Annotated in this window: 19 protein-coding genes; 3 read left to right on the top strand and 16 right to left on the bottom strand. The window is 69.3% G+C overall.

What is annotated here, in order from left to right:
- Positions 1-20: 20 nt before the first annotated feature.
- From FL344_RS13025 to ruvB, 4 genes are all read right to left on the bottom strand, one after another.
- The gene (locus FL344_RS13025; RefSeq protein WP_141618750.1) at positions 21-1,106 is read right to left on the bottom strand and encodes a thioredoxin domain-containing protein; all 1,086 of its coding nucleotides are present in this window, start codon (positions 1,104-1,106) and stop codon (positions 21-23) included.
- 47 nt (positions 1,107-1,153) lie between these two features.
- A complete protein-coding gene (gene lpxC / locus FL344_RS13020; RefSeq protein ID WP_011554945.1) occupies positions 1,154-2,098 on the bottom strand; it encodes a UDP-3-O-acyl-N-acetylglucosamine deacetylase in 945 nt (314 codons plus the stop codon).
- 467 nt (positions 2,099-2,565) lie between these two features.
- A complete protein-coding gene (locus tag FL344_RS13015; protein WP_090493223.1) occupies positions 2,566-4,041 on the bottom strand; it encodes a hypothetical protein in 1,476 nt (491 codons plus the stop codon).
- A 6-nt stretch (positions 4,042-4,047) separates the two neighbouring features.
- Positions 4,048-5,079: a Holliday junction branch migration DNA helicase RuvB gene (gene ruvB / locus FL344_RS13010; RefSeq protein ID WP_141594042.1), complete on the bottom strand. Its 1,032-nt coding sequence runs from the start codon at positions 5,077-5,079 to the stop codon at positions 4,048-4,050.
- A gap of 202 nt (positions 5,080-5,281) precedes the next feature.
- Here ruvB and FL344_RS13005 point away from each other — a divergent pair, with 202 nt between their 5' ends.
- On the top strand, positions 5,282-6,361 hold the full coding sequence (locus FL344_RS13005; RefSeq protein WP_141618749.1) for a hypothetical protein: 1,080 nt from the start codon (positions 5,282-5,284) through the stop codon (positions 6,359-6,361).
- Between the two features lie 3 nt (positions 6,362-6,364).
- On the opposite strand, the gene FL344_RS13000 is transcribed toward FL344_RS13005, so the two are convergent.
- The 5 genes from FL344_RS13000 to FL344_RS12980 form a co-directional block, all read right to left on the bottom strand.
- Positions 6,365-7,756 (bottom strand): ELWxxDGT repeat protein, encoded by a 1,392-nt coding sequence (locus tag FL344_RS13000; protein WP_228564993.1) that lies wholly within the window; start codon positions 7,754-7,756, stop codon positions 6,365-6,367.
- Between the two features lie 407 nt (positions 7,757-8,163).
- A complete protein-coding gene (ruvA, locus tag FL344_RS12995; RefSeq protein ID WP_141594045.1) occupies positions 8,164-8,772 on the bottom strand; it encodes a Holliday junction branch migration protein RuvA in 609 nt (202 codons plus the stop codon).
- Positions 8,769-9,344, bottom strand: coding sequence for a crossover junction endodeoxyribonuclease RuvC (gene ruvC / locus FL344_RS12990; RefSeq protein ID WP_011554951.1), 576 nt, complete (start codon positions 9,342-9,344; stop codon positions 8,769-8,771). Before ruvC ends, ruvA begins: the two co-directional genes overlap by 4 nt.
- Before the next feature lie 24 nt (positions 9,345-9,368).
- The gene (locus FL344_RS12985; RefSeq protein ID WP_141594046.1) at positions 9,369-10,118 is read right to left on the bottom strand and encodes a YebC/PmpR family DNA-binding transcriptional regulator; all 750 of its coding nucleotides are present in this window, start codon (positions 10,116-10,118) and stop codon (positions 9,369-9,371) included.
- A gap of 86 nt (positions 10,119-10,204) precedes the next feature.
- Complete coding sequence (locus tag FL344_RS12980) at positions 10,205-11,464, bottom strand: PleD family two-component system response regulator (protein WP_141618747.1); 1,260 nt, start codon at positions 11,462-11,464, stop codon at positions 10,205-10,207.
- 105 nt (positions 11,465-11,569) lie between these two features.
- On the opposite strand from FL344_RS12980, the gene FL344_RS12975 reads away from it, so the two are divergent.
- Positions 11,570-12,292 (top strand): hypothetical protein, encoded by a 723-nt coding sequence (locus tag FL344_RS12975; RefSeq protein WP_141594048.1) that lies wholly within the window; start codon positions 11,570-11,572, stop codon positions 12,290-12,292.
- A gap of 1 nt (position 12,293) precedes the next feature.
- On the opposite strand, the gene FL344_RS12970 is transcribed toward FL344_RS12975, so the two are convergent.
- The 6 genes from FL344_RS12970 to FL344_RS12945 all read right to left on the bottom strand — a co-directional run bounded on the left by FL344_RS12970 (position 12,294) and on the right by FL344_RS12945 (position 20,219).
- Positions 12,294-13,670, bottom strand: coding sequence for a sigma-54 dependent transcriptional regulator (locus tag FL344_RS12970; protein WP_141618746.1), 1,377 nt, complete (start codon positions 13,668-13,670; stop codon positions 12,294-12,296).
- Positions 13,671-13,686: 16 nt separating this feature from the next.
- Positions 13,687-13,929, bottom strand: coding sequence for a hypothetical protein (locus FL344_RS12965; RefSeq protein WP_090493237.1), 243 nt, complete (start codon positions 13,927-13,929; stop codon positions 13,687-13,689).
- Positions 13,930-13,985: 56 nt separating this feature from the next.
- Positions 13,986-16,520, bottom strand: a complete 2,535-nt coding sequence (locus FL344_RS12960; RefSeq protein ID WP_228564992.1) for a CARDB domain-containing protein — start codon at positions 16,518-16,520, stop codon at positions 13,986-13,988.
- A 282-nt stretch (positions 16,521-16,802) separates the two neighbouring features.
- Positions 16,803-17,657, bottom strand: coding sequence for a bifunctional DNA-formamidopyrimidine glycosylase/DNA-(apurinic or apyrimidinic site) lyase (mutM, locus tag FL344_RS12955; protein ID WP_228564991.1), 855 nt, complete (start codon positions 17,655-17,657; stop codon positions 16,803-16,805).
- A gap of 147 nt (positions 17,658-17,804) precedes the next feature.
- Positions 17,805-18,821 (bottom strand): RNA 3'-terminal phosphate cyclase, encoded by a 1,017-nt coding sequence (gene rtcA, locus FL344_RS12950; RefSeq protein ID WP_141618743.1) that lies wholly within the window; start codon positions 18,819-18,821, stop codon positions 17,805-17,807.
- A 162-nt stretch (positions 18,822-18,983) separates the two neighbouring features.
- Complete coding sequence (locus tag FL344_RS12945; protein ID WP_141618742.1) at positions 18,984-20,219, bottom strand: RtcB family protein; 1,236 nt, start codon at positions 20,217-20,219, stop codon at positions 18,984-18,986.
- 144 nt (positions 20,220-20,363) lie between these two features.
- Between FL344_RS12945 and rtcR the strand changes: the two genes are divergently transcribed.
- Positions 20,364-21,986: an RNA repair transcriptional activator RtcR gene (gene rtcR / locus FL344_RS12940; protein ID WP_141618741.1), complete on the top strand. Its 1,623-nt coding sequence runs from the start codon at positions 20,364-20,366 to the stop codon at positions 21,984-21,986.
- A 7-nt stretch (positions 21,987-21,993) separates the two neighbouring features.
- Here rtcR and FL344_RS12935 read toward each other — a convergent pair whose 3' ends face one another.
- Positions 21,994-23,412: a M24 family metallopeptidase gene (locus FL344_RS12935; RefSeq protein WP_141618740.1), complete on the bottom strand. Its 1,419-nt coding sequence runs from the start codon at positions 23,410-23,412 to the stop codon at positions 21,994-21,996.
- Positions 23,413-23,793 lie beyond the last annotated feature (381 nt).

Here is a 23,793-nt window from a genome sequence, read left to right as displayed (position 1 = left end):
ACCTCTCCAACTGCCGGGGACTACTTCTTCGGCGCGTTCAGCTCCGCGTCGATGATGCTCTTGAACTCTTCGAAGGGCTGCGCGCCGGACAGCAGGATGCCGTTGATGAAGAAGGCCGGGGTGCCAGACACGCCCGCCTGCTTGCCCTCGGCCAGGTCCTTCTGAACGATGGCACCCTTCTCACCCGAGTCCAGGCAGGCGTTGAACTTCGCCGTGTCCAGCTTGAGGTCAGCGGCGTACTTCTTCAGGGAGTCCACGCCCAGCGCCTGCTGGTTGGCGAAGAGCAGGTCGTGCATCTCCCAGAACTTGCCCTGATCGCCCGCGCACAGCGAGGCCTCGGAGGCCTTCGGCGCCTCCTTGTGGAAGTCGAGCGGGAAGTGGCGGAACACGATGCGGACCTTGTCGCCGTACTCCTGCTGCACCTGCGCCAGCGCCGGGTTGGCGCGGCTGCAGAACGGGCACTGGAAGTCGCTGAACTCGACGATGGTGACGGGCGCGCCCTCAGGTCCACCCTTGGCGGCGCCCGTGGCGGCCACCTGCTTGCGGACGACCGGGGGACGCGGCGGCTCCGGCAGCGTCAGCTTGACATTGGCGGACTTGCGCAGCTCCTCGAAGAGGGCCTGCGCGCGCTCCTGCTTCGGCTGCTGCGTCAGGAACTCCACGATCTGCGGCTTCATCTGCTCGTAGGTGGAACCCTCGGGCAGTTGGCCAGCGGCACCGTCGTAGACTTCCTTGATGCGCTCCTCGGTGGGCGCGGGGACCTTGTCGTCGATCTCCGCCTTCAGGTACGCCTCTTGGGAGAGGCCACGCTTCTTGGCCTCGGCATCCACGAGCTTCTCCGTCACCATGCCGTCCAGGCCACGCTTCAGGAGCTGCGACTTCTGCTTCTCCAGGTTGGCCAGCGGCTCCTGGAGGCGCTCGTTGAGTTCCTTGTAGGTGATCTTCTGCCCGTCGCCGAACGTCGCGACGACAGTGTCCGGCGAGGGCTCACCTGCGGCCTGCTGCGCCGCGGGAGCGGTGGCCGGCGCCTTCTCCTTGTTACAGCCGGCGGTGAAGGTGGCCGCCAGGAGCGCGGCGAGGATGACGCGGGTGGGACGGTTGAGCATATCCCGCCCACTTAGCCGAGCCTTACCGGACCTGCAAGTTAATGACGTCAGGCGACAAGCGGCTCGAAGTCCAGCGCGCCGGCGAGTCCAGAGAAGCCCAATCCCATGCCCTCCAGCTCGCGGCGGCGGGCGGGAACGATTTCGTAGCAGCTCGGGTCGGACATCACCTTGCGCACCAACTTGTGATTGAGCGCGTGGCCCGTCTTGTACGCCGTCATGTGGCCAATGACGGGCCGGCCGAACAGCGACACGTCGCCGATGGCGTCCAGGATCTTGTGGCGAACGAACTCGTCCGGGAAGCGCAGCCCGTCCGGGTTGAGGATGGAGACCTCGTCCACGACGATGGCGTTCTCCAGCGAACCGCCCCGGGCCAGGCCCATCTGCTTCAGCTTCTCCACGTCCCGCAGGAAGCCGAAGGTGCGCGCGCGGGAAATCTCACGGGCGAAGTCCCGGTCACCGAAGTCCAGGTCGAAGGACTGGCCCTGGATGACGGGGTGCTCGAAGTCGATGGTGCAGCTGATGCGGAAGTGCCGGGCCGGCGTGAGCGAGGCCTGCTTGTCGCCGTCCACCACCGACACCGCCTTGCGGATGACCAGCAGCTCCTTGGGCGCCTCCTGCTCCCGCACGCCCGCGCTCTGGATGAGCGCCGCGAAGGGCGCCGCGCTGCCGTCCATGATGGGGACTTCCGGACCGTCCAGCTCCACCCGGAGGTTGTCGATGCCCATGCCGGCCAGCGCCGCCATCAGGTGCTCCACCGTGCCCACGCGGACACCGTCACGGCCCAGCGTCGTGGCCAGCGACGTGTCCACCACGTACTCCGCCAGCGCGGGGATGCTCACCGGGCGGGCGAGGTCCGTGCGCACGAAGACGATGCCATGCCCCGGGGGCGCCGGGCGCAGGGTGAGGGTCACCCGGGCACCCGAGTGGAGTCCCACGCCCTGCAGGGAGGCGATCTTCGAGAGAGTGCGCTGGTTGTAGGAGGACGGTCGCATTGTGGGTGTCGCCTCGTGGCTTCTCGGTGCTGCGGAGCTTCCGCTCCAGACCCGCCGGAGGGCTGGAAACGTTCATCAGTGGTCTGATGTGACGCGCGAGTCCAGCAATCAGCATGCCACTTCCCTGTGACATGCCTGGCAGCGCCACGGGTTTGAAATTCAGCTCCAACCCCTTGGAGTTGCTTGGCTTTTTCGTGCGTCATCAGGGGCACCGGTTCCGGCCTGGCGCCCCTCCCCCCGTGGCGGATTGCTGATTCCCTCCTGAACCGCGACACCGATGTCGGGGATTTGTCATCCCCGTCCTTGGCATCCCCTCGCCCTCCCCCTCCTCACCAACCCCTGTCTTCCATGCAACACGGGCGCGTCCATAGCGCAAGGAACTCAACGACGCAAACACCCGCCGTGACAACACCTCCCACACAGGGGCTGTCATGCGGGGTGGGCAGTAGCACCGCGACGGGGCTGTATCAGCGTGCGGGGGTGGTGAGGAACCTGTCCCGCAGGGCTTCTGCGTCCTGGCGATCAAAGCCACGGCCCTGGAGGTGCGTGCGGCGGCTGACGGAGTGGAAGGTGGACTCCAGCGTCTGGATGAAGCGCCGCAGGTCCTCGCCAAGGCGGGCGCGGATGCCAGGCCCTTCTGGAGGCCAGGGCAGCTCCACCAGCAGCGAGGTGAAGCGGTCGAAGGCGTCGTAGTCGCCGTAGCGCAGCAGCTGGTAGCTGCCGTCGTGGAAGTAGCCCAGGAAGCCCTTGAGGGCGTCCAGCGCGCGCTCGGCGGCGGGGACGTCCTCGGCGCGCAAGTGGGACTCCGCGGCCCGACACAGCTGGGCGTATACCCACAGGTCCTTGCGCAGGCGCAGCGCCGCCTCCTGCGGGCTCATCAGTTCGTCGAAGACGCCGTCGGCCAGCCCCCCGTTGGGCGCCAGCGCCTCCACCAGCGCCACCACCTGCGTGCGCAGCACCGCCGTGAAGGCGGACGCGGCGCGCAGGGGGGCTTCCGCGTCGCGGTCCAGGTTGACCAGCACCTCGCGGGCCACGCGCTCCGTCTCCCGGGCGATGTCGCGCGCGGCGCGCAGCGTGGCGGCCTGCAGGGACTTGGAGCCGGCCTTCGGAGACAGCTCCGAGTGCATCCACGACGCCAGCGCGGTGGCCTCACTGCGCACCAGCGCCAGCAGCACGCGCACACGGCGGGAGAAGGGCGGCTGCTCCTCTGCGTCCACGTAGGCCAGGTAATGCAGCAGCCGGAAGAGGCCCAGGAAGGCGGTGGTGAAGGCGGTGCGCTGCTCCTCCTGGAGGGTGACCAGCGTGTCCAGCAGCCGCACTGAACGGAGCCGGTCGTATTCGACGCGGAACTCCAACGGGCGGAAGGGACGGAAGTAGCGGTTGAGGACGATTTCCCGCAGGGACAGCTTGCCCACGTCCTGGAACAGGCCGAGGTTCGCCGCCGGCAGCTTGAGCAAGTGGTCCAGCAGGTTCTTCAGCGCGTCGAAGGCCTCGCGCAGCACGAAGAGGCTTTCGGGCGGCGTCTCCTGATCCAGTTGCTCTTCGATGAGCGCGCGCCGGACGCGGTCGTCCGCGAGCTGGGTCTCCACGTACTTGCGGAAGACCATCTTCTGGTCGCTGTCCGGGTCCTGCAGGTGGCGCGCGACGCGGATGGCGCGGTCCATGGCGTCGCGCACGTCCGCCAGTTCCTCGCGGAAGTCACGCGTGACGAGCGGCCTGTCGCGCGCGTCCACCACCGTGTTGAGGTTGAGGTAGCGCTCCACCGCGCGCAGCAGCATCTCGAACTCGAACAGCAGCTCCTCCCGCCCCTCCACGGGCACGCCGCGCAGCCAGCGCTCGCGTTCGGCGAGGAAGCCGGCGCGCGACGTCTGGGAAGCGCGCATCAGGTCGGCGTAGAAGTCGCGGGGGACGCGGGGCGGTGAGGAAGGCGTGTCCTGGCTCATGGCATCTCAGAAGAGGCTGCCCTGGGGCGTGGGCGGTGGTTGCTTCTTGAAATATTGGTACGTGCGGTGCGTGGCCATCCGGCCCCGCGGCGTACGCTGGAGGAAACCTTCCTGCATCAGGAAGGGCTCGTACACGTCCTCGATGGTATCGCGCTGCTCGCCCACGCTGGCGGCGATGGTCTCCACGCCCACCGGGCCGCCGCCGAACTTGTCGAGGATGGTCAGCAGAATCTTGCGGTCCATGGAGTCCAGGCCGCTGGCGTCCACCCCGAGCCTGTCCAGCGACTTCTGCGCCAGCTCCAGGGTGATTCTGCCATTGCCTTCCACCTCCGCGAAATCACGCAGCCGGCGCAGCAGCCGGTTGGTGATGCGCGGCGTGCCTCGCGAGCGGCTGGCCACCTCGCGCGCGGCGTCCTTGTCCAGGGGAATGCCCAGGATGCGCGCGGAGCGGTGGAGGATGCTCTCCAGGGCCTTGGCGTCGTAGTACTCCAGCCGTTCCTGAATCTGGAACCGGTCGCGCAGCGGCGAGGTGAGCAGGCCGGTGCGCGTGGTGGCGCCAATCAACGTGAAGGGCGGCAAATCAATCTTCATCGCCCGGGCGGCGGGCCCGGTGTCGATGGTAATGTCCAGCCGGAAGTCCTCCATGGCCGGGTAGAGGTATTCCTCCACGGCGGCGTTGAGGCGGTGGATTTCGTCGATGAAGAGCACGTCGCGCGCGTCGAGGTTGGTGAGCAGGCCCGCGAGGTCCCCCTTGCGCTCCAGGGCCGGGCCGCTCGTGACGTGGATTCCCACGCCCAGCTCGTTCGCGATGATGTGCGCCAGCGACGTCTTGCCCAGGCCCGGCGGGCCGGAGAACAGGCAGTGGTCCAGGGCTTCGCCCCGGCTGCGCGCGGCCTGCACGTAGACCTTGAGCTTTTCGACGACGGGCCCCTGGCCCACGTACTCGTCGAACGAGCGCGGACGCAGGGAAGCCTCGAGCCGGACGTCCTCGGGCAGGACCTCTTCCGAGAGTGTGTCGGACTTCCTCGCCATGACCATCCGGACCCTATACAGGAAGGCCGCGCGTGTCGCCGCACATCTGGCGGCGATACATTCAGTGGGCCGCCGGGCCCGCCAGCCAGGCGGGCGCAGGCAGGGGAAGGTGGGGCCCTCTCCCAGCGTTCCAGGCACAGCCCCCCGCCGATACTCCGAGGCGATTGAAGTGCGCCTGCCGTGTGCGAAAGTCGAGCCTGGAGACCGCATGAACACGAGCCCTGCGTTTCGTCCCCTCCCCTCCCTGGCCGGCGCGCGCGCCGAACCCGTGCCCGGGCTCCGGCTCCAGAAGCTCCGCCGGGCCGCGTTGGATGCGAGGGAGGCCTTTGTGAGGGAAGGCCCGGTGGCGGCGGTGGCCACCTGCGACCTCGTCACCTTCCCCTACCCCGCCCAGTTCGCCTTCAGCGGCGCGGCGTTGTCTCCGGCGCCCTACGTCATGCTGACGAACCGGATGCAGGTGGTGCAGTTCGTGGACCGGGAGGGCGCGCGGCGCACGCTGCTGTTCAACCCCTCCGACTACGAGCGCGGCGTCTCCGCCCCCTTCTACCGCGCGCTGCGCGAGCGCTACGGCGCCTTCGTCTCGGACAAGGTGATGTCCACGCGACACGGCTCGGTGCAGAGCCACCTGGCCGCGCTGGGCCTCATCCCGGCGGATGTGGACTACCTGGCCTTCGACCACCTCCACATCCAGGACCTGCGCGGCTGGCTGGGCGGTGACGGCATGCCCGCGTACTTCCCTCGGGCCCGGCTGCTGGTGCAGCGCGCCGAATGGGAAGTGGCCCTGGAGCCACACCCCATGCAGGCGGTGTGGCTCGTCCCGGGCGGCGCCGACATCCCCCGTGAGCGCGTGGTGCTGCTGGACGGTGACGTGTGGCTGGGCCAGGGCGCGGCGCTGCTGAGCACGCCCGGCCACACGCGCGGCAACATGTCGCTGGCGGTGGCCACCTCGCGCGAGGTGTTCGTCACCAGCGAGAATGGCGTGGCCACGGAGAGCTACACGCCGCTCCAGTCCGCCATCCCCGGCGTGCGCCGCTTCGCCGAGCACATGGGCTGGGAGGTCGTCCTCAACGGCAACACACGCGAGGACTCCCTGGACCAGTACTCCTCCATGGTGGTGGAGAAGCTGTTCGCGGGCACATCCTCCGTGGACGGCGCGTTCATCAACTTCCACCCGTCCTCGCAGCTCACCGCGCACGTCATGGCGCCCGGGTTGACGCCCACCATCGTCCTGCCCGCGCCCAACTTCGGCGACGTGCGGCCCACCCCCGCGTCACGGCGGGCCGCCTAGCGCTCAGCAGTCCCGGCTGAAGCAGAGCCACCAGGGGCGGAAGGGCACCGCGTACAGCTCCTGGTCCCTGTCTCCGTCCGACGCGGCGAAGAAGATGTTGAAGCCGGCGCGCACGAAGTTGAACGGGTTCGACGACGCGGCCCCCGGCGCGATGTCCAGCAGCCGGCTCGTCACCCAGGGGCGGCCGGCGCTGTACCAGACCTCGCGCCCGTGCCCCGCCGTCTCCGCCGAGAAGAACAACCAGCCGGACTCGGCCTTGAGCCCCGTGGGCACGCTGCCCACCGGCCCTGGCGCGATGTCGCGCACCATCATCGTGCCCTGCGCCGTGCCGTCGGTGCGCCACAGCTCGCGGCCGTGCACGCCGTCGTCCGCAGTGAAGTACAGCTCGCCGCCCAGCGCGACCAGCTCCTTGGGCATCGAACCCTGGGGGCCTGGCCAGAGGTCCCCGACGAGCCCCGTGCCCTCCGCCGAGCCATCACTGCGCCACAGCTCGCCGCCATGCACCGCGTCGCCTGGGTTGCCGTACCAGTCGCTCGCGCCCGCCAGGAAGTACAGCGTGTCATCCAGCGCGGCGAGGTACGCCGGGTAGTCACCTGGAAAGGTCCGCACCCGCTCAGCGGACGGCGGCGCCGTGCGCGCCACCCACAGTTCGCCCTGCTCCGTGCCCGGGTCCAACAGGAAGAACAGGTGCCGGCCCGCCGGCGTCAGCCCGAAAATCACCCCGGCGCCCTGCTGGGAGAACAGCCGCGTCGGCCGGCCCTGGCGGTCCACCCACCAGAGCACCGTCTCCGCGGCGTTGGCGGACACCAGCGCCAGGCCCTTGCCCCATGCCGTCAACTGGCTCAGGGCGAGCGAACCCGCGCCGGGCAGGAAATCGTGCACCCGCTCCGTGCCCTTTTCCGTGCCGTCGGTGCGCCACAGCTCGCGGCCGGACAACCCGTCATCCGCCGTGAAGTAGAGGGCGCCGTCCACCTCGGTGAGGAACTCCGGCGCCGCGCCCACCGTCCCACGCCGCACGTCCCGCACCAGCACCGTGCCGTCCGCCGTGCCGTCCGTGCGCCACAGCTCCGCGCCATGCACGCCGTCGTCCGCGACGAAGAAGACCCAGGGCCCCACCCGCGTCAGGTTCCGAGGCTGCGAACCCGCCGGCCCCGGCCGCAGGTCCTTCAGCCGGAGCGTCTGCCGCGCCCCGTCGATGCTGGCCCACAGCTCGCGGCCACTCACGCCGTCATCCGCGCTGAAGACGAGCACCTCGCCCGCCCGCGCCAGCTCCTGCGGCTGCGAACCTGTCAGTCCCGGTCGGATGTCACGCAGCCGCTGGGCCGTGTCGCTGCACACCGCCCAAGGCTGCGGAAACAGGACGGGCGCCTTGCGCCCCGACGACTCCGTCGACATGTCGACAGGTGCCTGCGACCCGGGAACGGCCCGCGCCCATTCCTCCCCCGCATCACCTTCCACCAGCGGCTCACACCCTGCAGTTCCCCCGCAAAGCAGCAACAGCCCCACAGGAATGGCACGCCATGACGTCATGTATGCAACCCTCATCCTCGGCGCCGTGCCGGCCCTCGCCGCTGGAACTGGAAAGTGTCACCCATGTCGGATGCTCCTACTCGGACTCGGGTAGGAAATCGCGTCTGCTGTCCGTCATCACGCGACGCCGGACGACTTCTGAAGACAGGGCAACACTGGGGCGTTCTGGCCCCAGCATCTTTCAAGCTCTCAACGGGAGAGAGGACGGTACGGCCCAGCCGTTCTCCCGGATTTGCCGTCACAGCGCCGTCACACCCGATGTGTCGTAGCGATCAGCCGCCGGAGCGGAGCGCCTTGAGGGCCTCGCGGAACAGCGCCTGGAAGGTGGCCTCTGCCCCCAGCCGTTCGCTGGCCAGGTCTGCGGCCTTCTCCGCCTGGGGCTGCTTGTAGCCAAGGTTGAGCAGCGCGGAGACCAGGTCCGCGTGGGCTCCGCTGACGGCGGCCGGCGCGGTCCCACGCGACACCGCTTCCAGGTGAATCGTCTTCACCTTGTCCTTGAGCTCCAGCACCAGCCGCTCGGCGGTCTTCTTGCCCACGCCGTGAATCTTCGCCAGCCGCGCCACCTCGCCCCGCGACAGCGCCGCCACCAGCTCCGGCACTTCCATGCCGGACAGCACCATCAACGACAGCCGGGGTCCCACCCGCGACACGCTGTTGAGCAGCAGGAACACCTCTTCCTCGCTCTTCGTCAGGAAGCCAAAGAGGTCGAAGGCGTCCTCGCGCACCACGGTGCGCACGCGCACGTCCACCGGCTGTCCCTCCGCCGGCAGCTTCCCCAGCGCCAGTGAGGAGAAGTTCACCCGGTAGCCCACGCCGCCCACGTCGATGGTGGCGTCCTCCAGGTCCTTCTCCAACACCGTCCCACGCAACCGCGAAATCATCTCGCCTCCGGACGCCGGTACGCGGGCGCCAGCCGGTCCGCCAGCAGCGCCGCCGCGCCCTTGCGCTTCTTGCCCGACGCGGACGCCGCCGGTACCGCGGCCCGCCCATGGTTGAGGTGGCACAGCGCCACCGCCAGCGCATCACTCGCGTCCGCGCGCTCCAGCACCGACGCATCCAGCTCCAGGAAGGTCCGCACCATCCGCGCCACCGCGTCCTTCCCGTCCGCGCCGCCCGCCCCCACCGCCTTCTTCACCTTCGCCGGCGCGTATTCGAAGACGGGCAGCCCCGCCTGCGCCGCCGCCAGCAGTGCGACACCGCGCGCATGCCCCAGCACCAGCGCGCTGCGTGCGTTGCGGAAGGTGAACACGCCTTCCACCGCCACCGCGGCCGGGCGGTATTTCACCAGGGCCGCCGTCAGCGCGCCGTGCAAGTCCCGCAGGCGGTCCGACAGCGGCAGCGCCGGATCGCCCTTGATGACGCCGTGGCCCACGTGCACCAGCCGGCCCCGCTTCTCCTCCACCACCCCGAAGCCCATGAACCGGCTTCCCGGGTCAACGCCTAGCACGCGCACGTTCCACTCCGTTCCAGCACTCCGCTACTGCAACAACGAATCCAGCATCGCGTCTTCGATTTCGTAGTTCCCGTGCACGTTCTGCACGTCGTCGTTCTCCTCGAGCGCGTCCAGCAGCTTCAGGAGCTTCTTCGCCGTGTCCACGTCCAGCGCGACGGTGTTCTGGGGGAGGAACACCCACCGCTGCTGCCCCAGCGGCAGGCCCGACTCCTGGAGCCGTCCCGCCACCGTGTGCAGGTCCGCCGCCGCGGTGCGCACCTCGGCGCCTTCGTCCCCCAGCATGATGACGTCCTCGGCGCCCGCGTCGATGGCCTGCTCCATCAACTGGTCCTCGGAGGGGCCGTACTTCACGCTGATGACGCCCTTCTTCTGGAACATCCAGGCCACCGCGCCCTCGGCGCCCAGGTTGCCCCCATACGCGCTGAAGGTGGAGCGCATGTCGGCCGCGGTCCGGTTGCGGTTGTCGGTGAGGCATTCCACCAGGATGGCGACACCGCCGGGGCCGTAGCCCTCGTACGTCACCTCCTCGTAGTTCTCGCCCTCCAGTTCGCCCGTGCCCTTCTTGATGGCGCGCTCGATGGTGTCCTTCGGGATGTTGGCCTCGCGGGCCGCGGCCAGCGCGACGCGCAGGCGGGCATTGCCGGAGGGCTCACCGCCACCGAGCCGCGCCGCGACGGTGATTTCCTTGACGACCTTGGAGTACAGCTTCCCCTTGGTCGCGCCCATCGCGGCCTTCTGGCGCTTGATCTTCGACCACCGATTGTGACCGGACATGGTGGGTGTGCCTCAACGGGCGCCCAGCGGATGGAGCACCCCGCGCCGGGCCTTGTCCCCTACCGAGGGCCGCCGAGTCAAACCCTTCAAACGCCCGCGTCGTCGGACCGGACAGCCCCCTCCAGGCCCTCCGCGCCACTCGGCGCGCCGGGGACCTTCTTGGGGAAGTCCAGGATGACGGGAGGCTGCGAGCCTCCGACCAGGGTGAAGGGCGCGGAGGCCCCGTCCCCACCGCAGGCAGCGGGGGCCGGCTCCCGCGCATCCACCGGCACGGCGTCCACGGAGGGCTCGGGCTCGAAGAAGCCGGGCACCGTGGCGCCACAGCGCGCCCGCTCGCGTTCCTCCAGCAGGCACGCGGGCACCAGGATGCCCAGCGCGAACAGCCGCGTGGACGCCTCGTACGCCACCGCCTCCGGGAACTGGCATTCCAGCAACATGGCGCGCAGCGTGCGGCGCCCGTCGAAGAGGCGCACCACTTCGCCCACGTCCTCCGGCAACGACGCCAGCATCTCCGCCAGCCGGGCGAAGTCCACCGTCAGCCGCGATGCCAGCGGCAGGCCCCGGGCACGCAGCGCGTCGAAGCGCTCCAGGCCCTGCAGCACCGTCTCGCACAGATACGGGCGGTCCATGGTGAACGAGCCCTTGTGCAGCTCGGGCCCCAGCGTCACCGCGTAGTCCCCCGCGCCAAAGCAGAGCATCCGCCGGAAGGCCAGGCTGCCGCGCTCGCCATTGAAGACGGCGTCCACCACCAGTCCGTGCCGGAAGGCGAACCAGCCCTGGCCCTCCGCCAACACCACGCGGCCAGAGCGGACGCCCGCCAGCAGCGCTCGCGCCACGTCCGTCAGCGGCAGGCGCTGCGTGTCCGACGCGAAGGCCGCGTCACCGCTGCACTGGCCCGCCTTGAGCCGGGCCAGCGCCACCACGTCTCGTGCGTCCACGGGATGGGCCAGATAGTCGTCCGCGCCCACGCCGCCCGCCAGGTCCCGGTGGAACTCCTCTTCACGCCGAGCCAGCAGCAACACCGGCAGGTGCGCCGTGCGCGCGTCCGCGCGAACCTGACCACACAGGCTGAAGCCGTCTCCGTCCTGGAGCTCCACCTCGGTGACGACCAACTGCGGCGCCGTGCCGCCTTCCGCCAACGACGCCAACGCGGCCTGCGCGCCCGCGACCAGCAGGACTTCGAAGCCCGCTTCCGCCAGCGCAGCAGCCAGCACGGCCTGCGCGCCCGGCGCCGAATCCACCAGCAACACCCGGGGCCGGCCTCGTGACGCATGGCGACGCGCCCCCGCCTCGGCCAGGGCTTCCGGTCCGGCATACGTGGAAGGTTGTGGGAGCGCGGTAGCCATGAATTACTAAATCTTCGCGCCAAGCCGGACAAATACGCAAGGTGCCGACAAGCCCCTGGAATCGTTGGGGTTTCCGCCCGCCGCTCTGCGGGGTAGGGTGCATGCATGATGCGTCCTGGCTGCTTCGGCCCACTCGTGTCCGCGCTGTTGCTCGTTTCCCTGGAGTCCGCCGCTCAGGCGCCAGCCCCTGCTCCGGCCGACGAAACGCCGCGCGTCACGACGTCTGACACGGCGCTCCTTCGCGGCACGAGCGAGGACCCGCTGGGCGCGGTGCTGGCGCCCGTGACGCTGCCGGACGGAGCCACGGCGCTCTATGGCTTCGTGGGCGCACCGGAGCTCGGCGTGGGCTTCCGGCAAGGCATCTCTGGCTTCGAGCTGGAGGCACGCGCGCGGCTCCAGTGGTTCCAGCTCTCCGCCGCGCTGGAGCTCGCGGTGCGGCGCAAGGTGCTGGAGCAAGGCATCCTGTCCCTGGCGCCCACGGTGGGCCTGGGCGTGGTGCTCAACTCGGGCGCCACGTACATGGATGACCGGAACTACTCCGGCGTGCTGTTCCGCGTATCGCCCGGGCTGGTGGCGGGCTGGCGCGTCGCGGACACGGTGTCCGTGCTGGGGCTGTTGGACGTGCCGGTGGACATCGGCCTGTCCAATGGCCAGTCGCGGCGCATCCAGGCGCTCGGCGGAGGCGGCGTGGAGGTGTACCTGGGCAGCAACCTGTCGGCGCTGGCGGCGGGCCAGCTCGGCGTGGAGTCCTTCCAGGAGCGCTCGGGCGAAAGCCACACGCGCCTGGGCTACAGCGTACGACTGGGCCTGGGCGCCCGGCTCTTCTGACTCACGTCAGTCCAAAGCGCTCCAGCTTCTTGAGCAGTCCCTGGCGCGACAGGCCCAGCGCCTCCGCCGTGTGCGTGCGGTTGCCATTCAGGCGCCGCAGGGCCTCCTCGATTTCGCGCCGCTCCAACGCTTCCACCTTCTGAGCCAGCGTCGTGGAGCCCGGCGCGCGGGTGGCGTGCAGCCGCTCGCTGCCGGTGAAGGACAAATCCTCGGGCTGGATTTCACGCCGCTCCCCCGCCAGCACGGTGGCGCGCTGCATCTCATGGCGCAGCTCGCGCAGATTCCCCGGCCATGCGTGGGCCAGCAGGGCCTCCGCCGCGGCGTCCGACAACAGCCGGGCGCGCCCGTCCGGGCACAGGTGGGCGCACTGATTGAGGAAGTGCTTGGCCAGCAGCGGCAGGTCCGCGGGGCGCTCGCGCAGCGGCGGCAGGCGGATTTCAACGCCCTTCACGCGCCAGTAGAGGTCCTCGCGGAAGGCGCCTTCCTGAAGCATGCGCCCCAGGTCCTGGTGGGTGGCGGAGATGAGCCGCACGTCCACCTGGACGGGCCGGTCCGCGCCCACCGGAAGGATGTCACCCGTCTCCAACGCACGGAGCACCTTCACCTGGAGGGACGGCGACATGTCGCCCAGTTCGTCCAGGAAGAGCGTGCCTCCGTCCGCCTCCGCGAAGAGGCCACGGTGGTCCTTGGTCGCCCCGGTGAAGCTGCCCTTCACGTGGCCGAACAGGGCGCTCTCCAGCAGCGACTCCGGCAGTGCGCCACAGTTGATGGGGACGAAGGGCCCGTCGTGGCGGCGGCTCTTGAGGTGGACGGTGCGCGCGAGCAGCTCCTTCCCCGTCCCATTCTCGCCCGTGACGAGCACCGGCAGCTCACTGGCCGCCACGCGCTCCGCCAGGGACGTGGCCGCCAGGAAGGACGCGCTCTGCCCCACCAGGGAGACACCGCCCGCCGCGCGCGTGAGCGAGCTGCGCAGCGCCTCCACCTGCCGCTCCAGCGTCACCCGCGCGAGCGCCCGTTGCACCACCACCAGCAGCACGTCCGGGTCCACTGGCTTGGTGAGGAAGTCGTACGCGCCCAGGCGCACCGCTTCCAGCGTGTGCCGCGTGTCCCCTGCCCCGGACACGACGATGACCTTCGTCCCGGGCTTCGCGCTCAGCAACGCCGCGAGCCCCTCCAGCCCCGCGGAGACACTCCCGTCGGGAGGCAGCATCAGGTCGAGCAGCACCAGGGGGAAGTCGCGTGCGTCGAAGGCCGCGCGAGCGGAAGGCCGGTCCGCGGCTTCCACGACCTCGTAACCCGCATCGCGCAGCAGCCCGCCATAGACTTTGCGGAACGCGGCGTCGTCATCCACGAGCAGCAACGGGTGTGGTGCGGACATACGTGTCGCCTCCGCCTCAGTCCGGAAGCGGCGCCTGGCGTGGCGTCCCCATCAACTCCAGGGTGCGCAGGGCCACCTGGATGAGCGTCTGAGCGCACGGCTCACACCCGCCGCCACAGCACCGCGGCCAACGGCCTTCCGGGTTGCGCAGCAACGGGCGCACACAGGACTGGTAGTAGCTGGGGAAGCCGAGCTCCTCGCTGGCGCGGACCAGCGCGGCTTCGAACGGAGGTGGCGCGGGGGGAGTGACGTCGGACACGGGGCTGTCATAACAGCCACCGTGTCCGCTGCCCACTCGCCCGCGCCCCCTCTGAATCAGGGTGTCACGACCATCCGGGCGCCCACTTGAGCATTGTTGGCGGGCACCAGGTCCGGGAGGCTGCCCATACTCACGTCCGCGGCCACGTACCAAACGTCCCCGCTGCTGACGGTGGCCCGCGACGACACCGACACTGTCCGGCACTGCCCCCGGGCAAGCGTCACGCTCATCTGCCCGACCCGCACATCCACCGCCGGGTCCAGGTGCTCGTCACGAGACAAGTAGGCCCTCACGGAGGCCGACCCCTGACCAAAGCCTCGATTGCAGACGGAGACCTCCGTCGGATACGCGTCACCTGCTTGGACGCCCACCGGGGCACTCACGGCCGTCACGGCGAAATCGCTCCGGCCCCCCACGGCGATGGGCACGGAGAACAAGAGGGCGCGCCACTGCTCGGGGGCATACACGTCCCATGGGTCCCCGAGATAGGCCACCAGCCTGTAGGCGCCCTCCTGCGGCACGTTGGACCAGCCCCGCAGCGTCGCCTGCGCGCACGCGCCCGGAACGAGCGCCGGAACCACGACATACTCGGAGAGCGCGGAGACGGGAAAGTCATCCTCCGTGCGCAGCGCGAGCCCGACCGCAGTGCCAGGCTGAGCCACCGGGCTCCGGTTGCACACCGTCGCGGTAGCATTGATGGTGGCGTTCGTGTCGATCGCCGTCGGCGCTTGAAGGTCCGTGACGACCAATCCACTGAGCTGGGTCACCTGGATGATATCCCCCACGGCGCCGTTGTTGGACTCCACCAACTCCGTGATGGCGTTGTCGAAGTCGACCCGCGCCGCCAATCGAAACGCCCCCGTGTAGTAGGGCGCCATCGCCTCCGCGTCCAACGTGATGCAGGCCCCTGGCGCCAACGACTCGACAGACAGCTTCGCCCCCTGGATGCCCGCCGAGATCTCCGGGAGCACCTCCGGCACGAAGAGCGTCTGGACGGCCGCTCGCGGCGTCCGCACATTGCCCTGATTACAGACCGTCACCGAGACAGGCAGCTTCCCTTCGGGCCACGCCGCCCGCCCCTGGGCGGCGATCCGCGTCACGACCAGGTCAGGCCCGGTCCCCAGCCCCACCACGGGGCCTGTCAGCGCGTTGTTCTCCAGATGTGCCTCTCCCCCGACAGGCGCAACGAGTTCCACCGAGGCCTTCACATGGACAGTGGCGGGCAACCCCTGCGTGGGAACCGTCCCCACCACGGGAAGCACCGCGCAACCCTTGCCTAGCGCTCCAAAGGCCCGGGTCCCCACGCGAATGCCCGCCCGAGGGTCCGGGCCGTCCGACAGCGCCACATGAACCGCCAGCGCCGACGCGGAGAGCGTTCCCGTATTGCAGACCGTGACTTCCGTGGTGAAGGAGGCCCCCGGAACGAGCGCGTGCGTCAGCGGCTCGATGCGTGTGACGGAGAGGTCCGCCGAGGAGCCCAGCAGGACGTCCACGGACCTGTCGTTGTTGCCTAAATGAGCCTCTGTCTGCGCGCCAACCGGATTCACCGTGGCCACCAGCCGCCAGCTTCGCGCCGCGTTCGCCATGGAGCCCAGCGACTCCTCCCACTCGATGCACTGGTTGGCCTCCAAGGCCGGGATGTTCCGCGATGAGACACGCAACACGCCTTCAGCGGAGGGCTCACTGGCACGAAGCTGGAATTGCACCTGCGTGGCGAACGCGGGAGCCGTGCCCTGGTTGCACACCGTCGCGCGCACAGGAAGGCTCCCGTTGCTCGACTCCATGGCCGGTGCCCTCAGCGCCGCGACGACGTAGTCGGGAATCGAGCCCACCTCGAGAGGACTGACGACACTGAGGTTGTTGGTCTCGTCATCCTCGGGCCGCTCATTCAGCGGATCCACCATGAACGCGAGGTACGAAGTGCCCGGTTCGCTGAGCGCCCCGACGAACACGACGCGTTCGCATCGTCCGGCATCGAGAAAGAGCCACGACTGGTCGCGCATGACGACGTCGTCGGTGTCGATATGTGCGTCGGACGACCGATAGAGATATACCGTCGCCCACTCATACCCCTGGCCTCTGTTGCACACACGGGCAGCCACATGAAAAGGCCACTCCGGGCGAACGACCGAGGGCACCGCCACCGACTCCACGGTGAAGTCGGGAAGCGCGTCGAACGTCACGGAGTCGCCAGCGTGCGCGTTGTTCTCCTCCGAGACCTCGTCTACACGCGCGTGCGGATCCACCAAGGCCCCGACGAACCACATCCCCGACTGGGACGCCTCCTTGTTGGCGACGATTGAACGTGACGCGCACTTCCCGGCCCCCACCCATCCCGAGGAGACGGCCCCGAGCAACGCGTCCTCCTTGGCGATGCACACGTCCCGGGACACGTACACCTCGACGTCCGCGCTCCCCGCGCCGCGGCCGATGTTGCAGACCGTGACGACAACCTCGAAGGGGTCCCGCCCGTAGACGCGCGATGGCGCACGAACATCGGTGATGACGAAGTCGGGCAGCTCATCCCCACGCACCGCACGCGTCGTCGTTCGCGCCGCCGGAGGCGGACCCTTGCAGTCTTCGAATCTCACGGGAAGGTCGTGGGTGGCATCCCCGGAAACGCGCGGCGACGCGGCGAGCGCCATCGGCATTCCCAACACACACGGCGCCAGTTGCAACACAAGCCCTAGAAGCCCACCTGCAATTCTTGACGGCATCGTTCCCCCTCATGCTCCGGGGCTGGCCTTGAGTTCAGGCGGCAGCAACCCGGGGCATCGGGACGTGATCTAACATGCGGGCCTGACCGGAACGAATGCACGGGCGCGAGGAAGCCTCGCGGGGATCCTGGCATCAACGGGTCCACGCGACGCGATTCAGAGCAGCGAGGATTGCGCGGGGACTTCGGGCGCGCTCGCCAGGGGCTGGCACGAGGAACACCAGTACGTGTTCCGCCCACCGATGCGTTGATGGGAGACCGGCGTGGCACAGCGAGGACACGGCGCCCCGGCGCGGCCAAACACGTTGCGCCGGTGCTTCGCCTGGCCTTGAACGCCGAAGAGGTCTCGCTGGGTTCCCCGCATACGGAGCCCTTCATCGAGAACCGCCTGGATGGCGCCGTCCAGCCGCACCACCTCATCGGTCGTGAGAGACGACGCCAGCCTGCGTGGGTCAATCCCTGCCTGCCACAGGCTCTCGTCCGCGTCCCGGTTGCCGAGCCCCGCCACCACCCGCTGGTTGAGGAGCACCGTCTTGAGGGGACTCTTCCGGCGCCGGAGCTGCCTTGCCAGCACTTCCGGAGTGAAGCCCTCGCCCAGCGCCTCCGGCCCGAGTTCATCCAACTTCAGGCGCGCGGCCAGCTCAGCGGAAGGCGCCAGGGCGATGCGCGCGTAGCCCAGCGAGTCCGTGAACTGCAACTCCTCGCCCCCCTCCAGCTCGAGCACCACCAGTGTCGAAGACGGGCGCTCACTCCCCTTGGGGCGCAGCGCCAACTCTCCGAAGAGCATGAAGTGCAGCGCGAGCGTCGTCCTGTCATCGAGCGCGAGCAAGATGAACTTGGCCCTTCGGTTCGCGGCGGTGACCTGCCGCCCCTTCAAGGCCTCGATGAAGTCTGGCGGCGACGGGAAGCGAACGACAGAGGGAACCAGGACCTCTGCCCCCGCGAAGCGGCGGCCCACGACGGCATGCCGCAAGTCCCGGGTGATGATTTCGACTTCAGGCACCTCTGCCACGCGGACGTCTCCTCCGCACATGCATGGTGCCGGCGCCTGACCGCGCGCCACGAAGATGCCCACCCGCCATGGGGCCTGGCCGCCCTCCGAGCGGAGCGCGCGACGCTCAGCCCCAGGGCCGCCCGCAAGCGGACGCGCCCCTGGGACTCAGGCGCGGACCTCCACCTCGCGAACCTCGCGAGACACCTCCCGCACCTCGACCTTCACATCCAGGAACTGGGCGATGGTTTGAAGCTGCGTCTCGGCATGCCCATCCAACGGCAGCGTGCGGAACACGCCACCCTTCGCCAGCGCCACGAGGAGCAGCAGTTGGTCACACAGGTGCTCGCCCACCGGCACATCCGCGTCGAGGTAGCGCTTCACCTCTTCAGCGACCTGTCCGGCCACGGCCTCCGCCCGCTTCCCCCGCTCACCAAAGCCGGTGAAGACCTCTGTCACGTGCTCGCTCTCCACTTCGGCGACCAGCACGTTGCCGGGCCCCAGCGGACGCTTCAGCTCCTCCGTCCGGAGTTCATCGGGCCGCCACTTCAACATCGCCCCCGCCGTGCCCAGCTCGCGCTGCGCCACGTCGAACGGAATCATCGCAATCACGGCCTTCAGGTCGCGACGGACCACGCGCCCCCGCTCCAGCAGGTGCAGTGGCTTCAGCGGCGCGGGTCGCACGTCGACCCGGAACCGCCCGCCTCCCGCCGGGAAGAAACCGGCACGCTCCAGGGTCGCCTCCACGGACGGCCCCATGCGACGGACCAGCGGCAGATACGCCCGCTGGAGGAAGTCGAACGGTGGCGCCATGGGGTTGTGCGTTCCCCCCTCCAACATCAGCGTGGAAGGCCCCTCCGCCAGGAGCAGCGCCGGAAGCACCGTCTGGAGCACCAGCGTCGCGCTGCCCGCGGTACCCACCGCGAAGTGATAGTTCCCCGCGGCCAGGGCACTCGGCCGGAAGGTCAGCTCTCGCGAGCCGAGCTCCGCGCCCGACACCTCCGCGGCCCCCACGGCTTCTGCGGCCTTCACCGACGTCAGGTGCTGGCGCAGCAGGCCCGGCTTCTTCCGGCCCGCGCGGATATTCTGGATGGTGAAGGGCTTGCCCGTCACCAGCGACAGCGCCAGCGAGGTGCGCAGCACCTGCCCCCCGCCCTCCCCCTGTGAACCATCGATGCGCACCATGACGACTTCCTCCTTGCTGCTCGCGACTCACGAACCACCCGGCACGCACTGACACCCCCGTGAAAATAGCGGCGCCCACGCCCCCATCCTGGCGGCCTTTCGGCCTCTTGGGGAGCGCGGGCGCCTCGGTGTCTTCATCCCGGCATGTTCACCTCTCGGTTTCTAGCCCTTCACGCACACGACCTGCTTCAGGGTGTGGACCACTTCCACCAGGTCCGCCTGCGCCGCCATCACCGCATCGATGGGCTTGTACGCAGCCGGCGTCTCGTCGATGACGTCCACGTCCTTGCGGCACTCCACGCCGGCGGTCGCCTTCACGTGGTCCTCCACCGTGAAGCGCCGCTTCGCCGCCTCACGCGACATCACCCGGCCCGCGCCGTGGCTGCAGGAATGGAAGCTGTCCGCGTTCCCCTTCCCGCGGACGATGAACGAACGCGCCCCCATGCTTCCGGGGATGATGCCGAGGTCGCCCTCGCGCGCCCGCACCGCGCCCTTGCGGGTCACGAAGCAGTTCTTTCCGAAGTGGTGCTCACGGGCGATGTAGTTGTGGTGGCAGTTCACCGCCGCGTCCTTCAGCTCGAACGGAGGCAGCTCACCGCTCAACTGCAGCGCCTCCACCGCCTCATGCAGCATCAGGGCCCGGTTCGTCGCGGCGAAGTCCTGCGCCCAGCTCACCGCGAAGACGTAGTCCTCGAAGTGCTCCGTCCCTTCCGCCAGGTACGCCAGGTCCCCATCCGGCAGGTTGATGAACCAGCGGCGCATGTCCTGCTTCGCCAGTTCGATGAAGTAGCTCCCGATGCGGTTCCCCACGCCGCGCGAACCGGAGTGCAACATCAGCCACACGCCATCCGACTCATCGAGGCACAGCTCGATGAAGTGGTTCCCCGTTCCCAGCGTCCCCAGGTGCGACAGCTCCGGCCCACGGCCGATGCGCGGATGCTTCCCGACGATGCGGTCGTACCCCTCCACCAACCGCGCCCACTCCTTCTGGTGCCGTGCGGGCGCCACACGCCACGCCCCCACGTCGTTGCGGCCACCGTTGTCGGAGCGGCCATGCGGCACCGCGCGCTCAATCGCCGAGCGAACCCCACGCAGCGAGTCCGGGAGCTGGTCCGCCCGCAGCGTCGTGCGAACGGCGATCATCCCGCAACCGATGTCCACCCCCACCGCCGCCGGCACCACCGCCCCCACCGTGGGGACCACGCTTCCCACCGTCGCGCCGTAGCCGCGGTGCACGTCCGGCATCACCGAGACCCACTTGTGGATGAAGGGGAGGCCACGCAGGTTGCGGAGCTGCTTCTTCGCCTCGTCCTCGAACGGAACCCCCACCGTCCACGCCTTGATGGGGCGGCCCGCCTCGTCCGACAGCACCTCGTAGTTCCCGTTGATGCGGCTCATCGTCTCCACCTTTCAGTCGTCCGCCGGGCGCTGTGTCCCGGTCACGGAGGAGGCCTAGAGCAGCCGGCGTGCCAACACCGCTTCCGAGGGGAGCCCTCCAAGCGATCTGGCATTCTCTATCTCCGCAGATAAAGTCCTATCTCGATGGCGAAATCGCGCGCGCGCAAGACGGTGGTCCTGGGGATGCTCGGGACGACGCTGGACAACGGGCAGGGGCCGCAGCGCTGGGCGCGGTGGCGGCCCACGGTGGCGCTGTGCCAGCAGGAGGACCTGTTGGTGCACCGGCTGGAGCTGTTGCATCCGCCGAACGCGACCTCGCTCGCGGCCACACTGGCGGGGGACATCCGCCAGGTGTCTCCGGAGACGGAGGTGCGGGGCAGGCCCCTGGACATCCAGAACCCGTGGGACCTGGAGGAGACCTACGGCGCGCTGCTCGACTACGTGCGCGGCTATGCCTTCAACCCCGAGGCGGAGGACTACCTGGTCCACATCACCACGGGCACGCACATCGCGCAGATCTGCATGTTCCTTCTGGTGGAGAGCCGGCTCATCCCCGGCAAGCTGGTCCAGGTGTCACCCGACCCCAGGGACCGCGCGGGCGCGGGTACACACACCCTCATCGACCTGGACCTGTCCCAGTACGACACCCTGGCCGCGCGCTTCCGGCAGGAGCAGCGAGAAGGCCTGGCCTTCCTCAAGTCCGGCATCGACACCCGCAACGCGGCGTTCAACCGCCTCATCGAGCGCATCGAACAGGTGGCCGTCCAGTCCCGCGCGCCCCTACTCATCACGGGCCCCACCGGCGCGGGCAAGTCGCAGCTCGCGCGGCGCATCTACGCGCTGAAGAAGGCGCGGCGCGGCGTGGCAGGCCCCTTCGTGGACCTCAACTGCGCCACGCTCCGGGGCGACGGCGCCATGTCCGCGCTCTTCGGGCACGTGAAGGGCGCCTTCACGGGCGCGCTGAGCGACAGGCCCGGTCTGCTGCGGCAGGCAAACGGCGGCGTGCTCTTCCTGGACGAAATCGGCGAGCTGGGCGCGGACGAGCAGGCCATGTTGCTCCGCGCGCTGGAAGACAAGCGCTTCTTGCCCGTGGGCGCGGACCGCGAGGTGGAGAGCGACTTCCAGCTCATCGCCGGCACCAACCGGGACCTCCAAGTCGAGGTCGAGCGCGGGCGCTTCCGGGAGGACCTGCTCGCGCGCATCAACCTGTGGACGTTCCGGCTGCCCGCGCTGCGCGAGCGCCCGGAGGACATCCCTCCCAATCTGCTCTTCGAACTGGACCAGTCCTCCGAGGCCGTGGGCACGCGCGTCACCATGAACAAGGAGGCGCAGAAGCGCTTTCTGGACTTCGCCACGTCCACCGAGGCGAGGTGGGCAGGCAACTTCCGGGACCTCAACGCGGCGGTGCTGCGCATGGCCACGCTGGCGGCGGGTGGACGGATTACTCGGGACGTGGTGGACGAGGAGCTCGAACGGCTGCGCGAGCAGTGGCGGCCCTCCGGAGAGAAGGCTGCGGTCGTCGCTGGGGACCTGGTCGCGGAGGTGCTGGGGGAGAACCTCGCCAGCGAGCTGGACCGCTTCGACCGGGTCCAGCTCGCGGACGTACTCAGCGTCTGCCGGGCATCGCGCTCGTTGTCGGACGCAGGGCGCGTGCTGTTCGCTCAGTCACGCGCCCAGAAGAAGAGCGTCAACGACGCGGACCGGTTGAAGAAGTACCTGGCCCGCTTCGGGCTCACGTGGGCGGACGTCAGCGGGCGAGGCGCGTAGGCCGGGCTCAGAGCATGGGCATGCCACGCGTCGTCACGCCCTTGCCTCCCTTGGCGCCCTGACTTCGCTGCCCGCCCTGCCCATCGCGGCCCAGGAGGTAGAACGACTCCTGTCTGGACACGAAGAACTTCCATCCCTCCTCGGTGAGGTAGGCCGGGTCCTCCTGCATCACGAAGACCTTCTGCCCATCCCACTCCGGCACCGAGGTGGCGGTGTTCAGCTCGATGGCGATGTACGAGCCCAGGCGCAACGTCTTGGACTCCTCCTGCCGGCTGGCCGAACGGAAGTCGATGCTCGCGCCCAGCGCGTGGCCCTGGTTGCCCAGCGGGTGGCTGTACACCATGGCCTCGATGCCCTTCTCCTTCATCTCCGCCATCGTCTGCGTGTACACCTGCGCGGACGTGCGGCCCGGACGGGAGGCGCGCAGCATCAGCGCGTCCTGGAGTTCGATGGTGTTGGCCAGCGCCCGCTTGAGGCCCTCCGGCGCGTCCGTCTCTCCCTCGTTCAGCACGTAGGCCATCTTCTGCCAGTCGGAGTTCAGCCCCATGTAGGTGATGCCGAAGTCCACGTGCAGCAGGTCGCCGCGGAGGATGACGACGTCCTCCTTCGCGGGCGCCAGGAAGCCTCGCGAGCTGGCGCCGTCCGCGCCCTTGCGCTGCACGCGCAAGTCCGGCTGGAACCAGGTGTCCACGCCCAGCGCCCAGAGCCTGTCATAGAGGAAGCGGCGCACGTCACCGACGGTCGTCTTCCCCGGCACCACCACCTCCGGAGAGAAGGCCTCCTTCACCACGGCCTCCGTCAGCATCACCAGCCGCTGGTAGTGCAGCCACTCCTCGGGGATGCGCGTGTCCAGGTACTCCTCGATGAGCGGCGCGGCGCTCACGAAGCGGGCCTCCGCCTCCGCGCCCAGTGCCTCCACCAGGAAGGCGTAGCTGTCCTTCGTCAGGCTGCGCGTCACCCCGCGCTTGCCGCCAATGCCCAGGGCAATCGTCCGGGGCTGATAGCGCGTGTTCAGGTCCGCCAGGATCTCCTGCGGCTTGCGCCCTTCCTCGGGCAGCTCGAAGAAGCGCGCGAGCGTGGCCTCCGAGTAGCCGGAGAGCGCGACGCGCTTGAGCCCCTCGGGCCCGGCGTCGACGAACACGAAGATGTCCCGGTTGCCCGCATAGGGCCGCGGCGGCGCGATGAACTGGGTGAGCGGGTCGTCGTGGAACTCCTCGTTGACGACCACCCACATGCCCACGCCATGGCGGCGCATCATGTCCAGCAGCATGCCGTGGCGCTTCTCCAGCCAGGCTTCGCGCTCGGCGATCTGCTCCGACCAGGACATGAGGCGCGGCGGCGAGTCGTCAGCAGCGCCCTGGCGCCCCGTGGTGGCACAGGCGGCCAGCAGCAACAGCGGCAGGGCCGCCCACTTCGCGGACTTCATGTGAGGACTCCCATCGAGAAGGAGCCCGCACCGTATCGCATGAAAGCCAGGGGGCCTCCGCCTCCAGAGCCCTTGGATTCTCTGGAGACGGAGGGCCTGGGGTGCGCCCCCTCCCTCACTCCCTGGAAGTCCGCACTCCAGCGCCTCTCCGGATGAGCGCGTCCTCGACGCCCGCATCATGTGGTCGTCGGCCCCCCGGTCCCGACGCGACCACCCTTCGAGATGACGGCTGTCCCCCGACGCCGTCTGCTGGAGCGGGGCCTCATCCCCCGCGCGCCGAACTCAGAAGCTGGCGATCCGGAACTCGAAGTCGCTCTCGTCGAACGACTCCAGTTCCTGCCCCCCCAGGTCCTCCGCGTTCCCCCCCGCTTTCACGACACT

The sequence above is a fragment of the Myxococcus sp. AB036A genome (genome assembly GCF_006547355.1).
GTDB classification, from domain to species: domain Bacteria; phylum Myxococcota; class Myxococcia; order Myxococcales; family Myxococcaceae; genus Myxococcus; species Myxococcus virescens.
This window is presented reverse-complemented; position numbering and strand designations above follow the sequence as displayed.

Excerpts from the sequence above, each read along its gene's own strand:
- FL344_RS13025 (WP_141618750.1), bottom strand. The coding sequence starts at position 1,106 with ATGCTCAACCGTCCCACCCGCGTCATCCTCGCCGCGCTCCTGGCGGCC.
- FL344_RS12985 (WP_141594046.1), bottom strand. The coding sequence starts at position 10,118 with ATGTCCGGTCACAATCGGTGGTCGAAGATCAAGCGCCAGAAGGCCGCG.
- FL344_RS13005 (WP_141618749.1), top strand. The coding sequence starts at position 5,282 with ATGAACACGAGCCCTGCGTTTCGTCCCCTCCCCTCCCTGGCCGGCGCG.
- FL344_RS12980 (WP_141618747.1), bottom strand. The coding sequence starts at position 11,464 with ATGGCTACCGCGCTCCCACAACCTTCCACGTATGCCGGACCGGAAGCC.
- FL344_RS12970 (WP_141618746.1), bottom strand. The coding sequence starts at position 13,670 with ATGTCCGCACCACACCCGTTGCTGCTCGTGGATGACGACGCCGCGTTC.
- rtcA (WP_141618743.1), bottom strand. The coding sequence starts at position 18,821 with ATGGTGCGCATCGATGGTTCACAGGGGGAGGGCGGGGGGCAGGTGCTG.
- ruvA (WP_141594045.1), bottom strand. The coding sequence starts at position 8,772 with ATGATTTCGCGGTTGCGTGGGACGGTGTTGGAGAAGGACCTGGAGGAC.
- lpxC (WP_011554945.1), bottom strand. The coding sequence starts at position 2,098 with ATGCGACCGTCCTCCTACAACCAGCGCACTCTCTCGAAGATCGCCTCC.
- ruvB (WP_141594042.1), bottom strand. The coding sequence starts at position 5,079 with ATGGTCATGGCGAGGAAGTCCGACACACTCTCGGAAGAGGTCCTGCCC.
- FL344_RS12945 (WP_141618742.1), bottom strand. The coding sequence starts at position 20,219 with ATGAGCCGCATCAACGGGAACTACGAGGTGCTGTCGGACGAGGCGGGC.
- FL344_RS12975 (WP_141594048.1), top strand. The coding sequence starts at position 11,570 with ATGATGCGTCCTGGCTGCTTCGGCCCACTCGTGTCCGCGCTGTTGCTC.
- rtcR (WP_141618741.1), top strand. The coding sequence starts at position 20,364 with ATGGCGAAATCGCGCGCGCGCAAGACGGTGGTCCTGGGGATGCTCGGG.
- FL344_RS13000 (WP_228564993.1), bottom strand. The coding sequence starts at position 7,756 with ATGTCGACGGAGTCGTCGGGGCGCAAGGCGCCCGTCCTGTTTCCGCAG.
- FL344_RS13015 (WP_090493223.1), bottom strand. The coding sequence starts at position 4,041 with ATGAGCCAGGACACGCCTTCCTCACCGCCCCGCGTCCCCCGCGACTTC.
- FL344_RS12935 (WP_141618740.1), bottom strand. The coding sequence starts at position 23,412 with ATGAAGTCCGCGAAGTGGGCGGCCCTGCCGCTGTTGCTGCTGGCCGCC.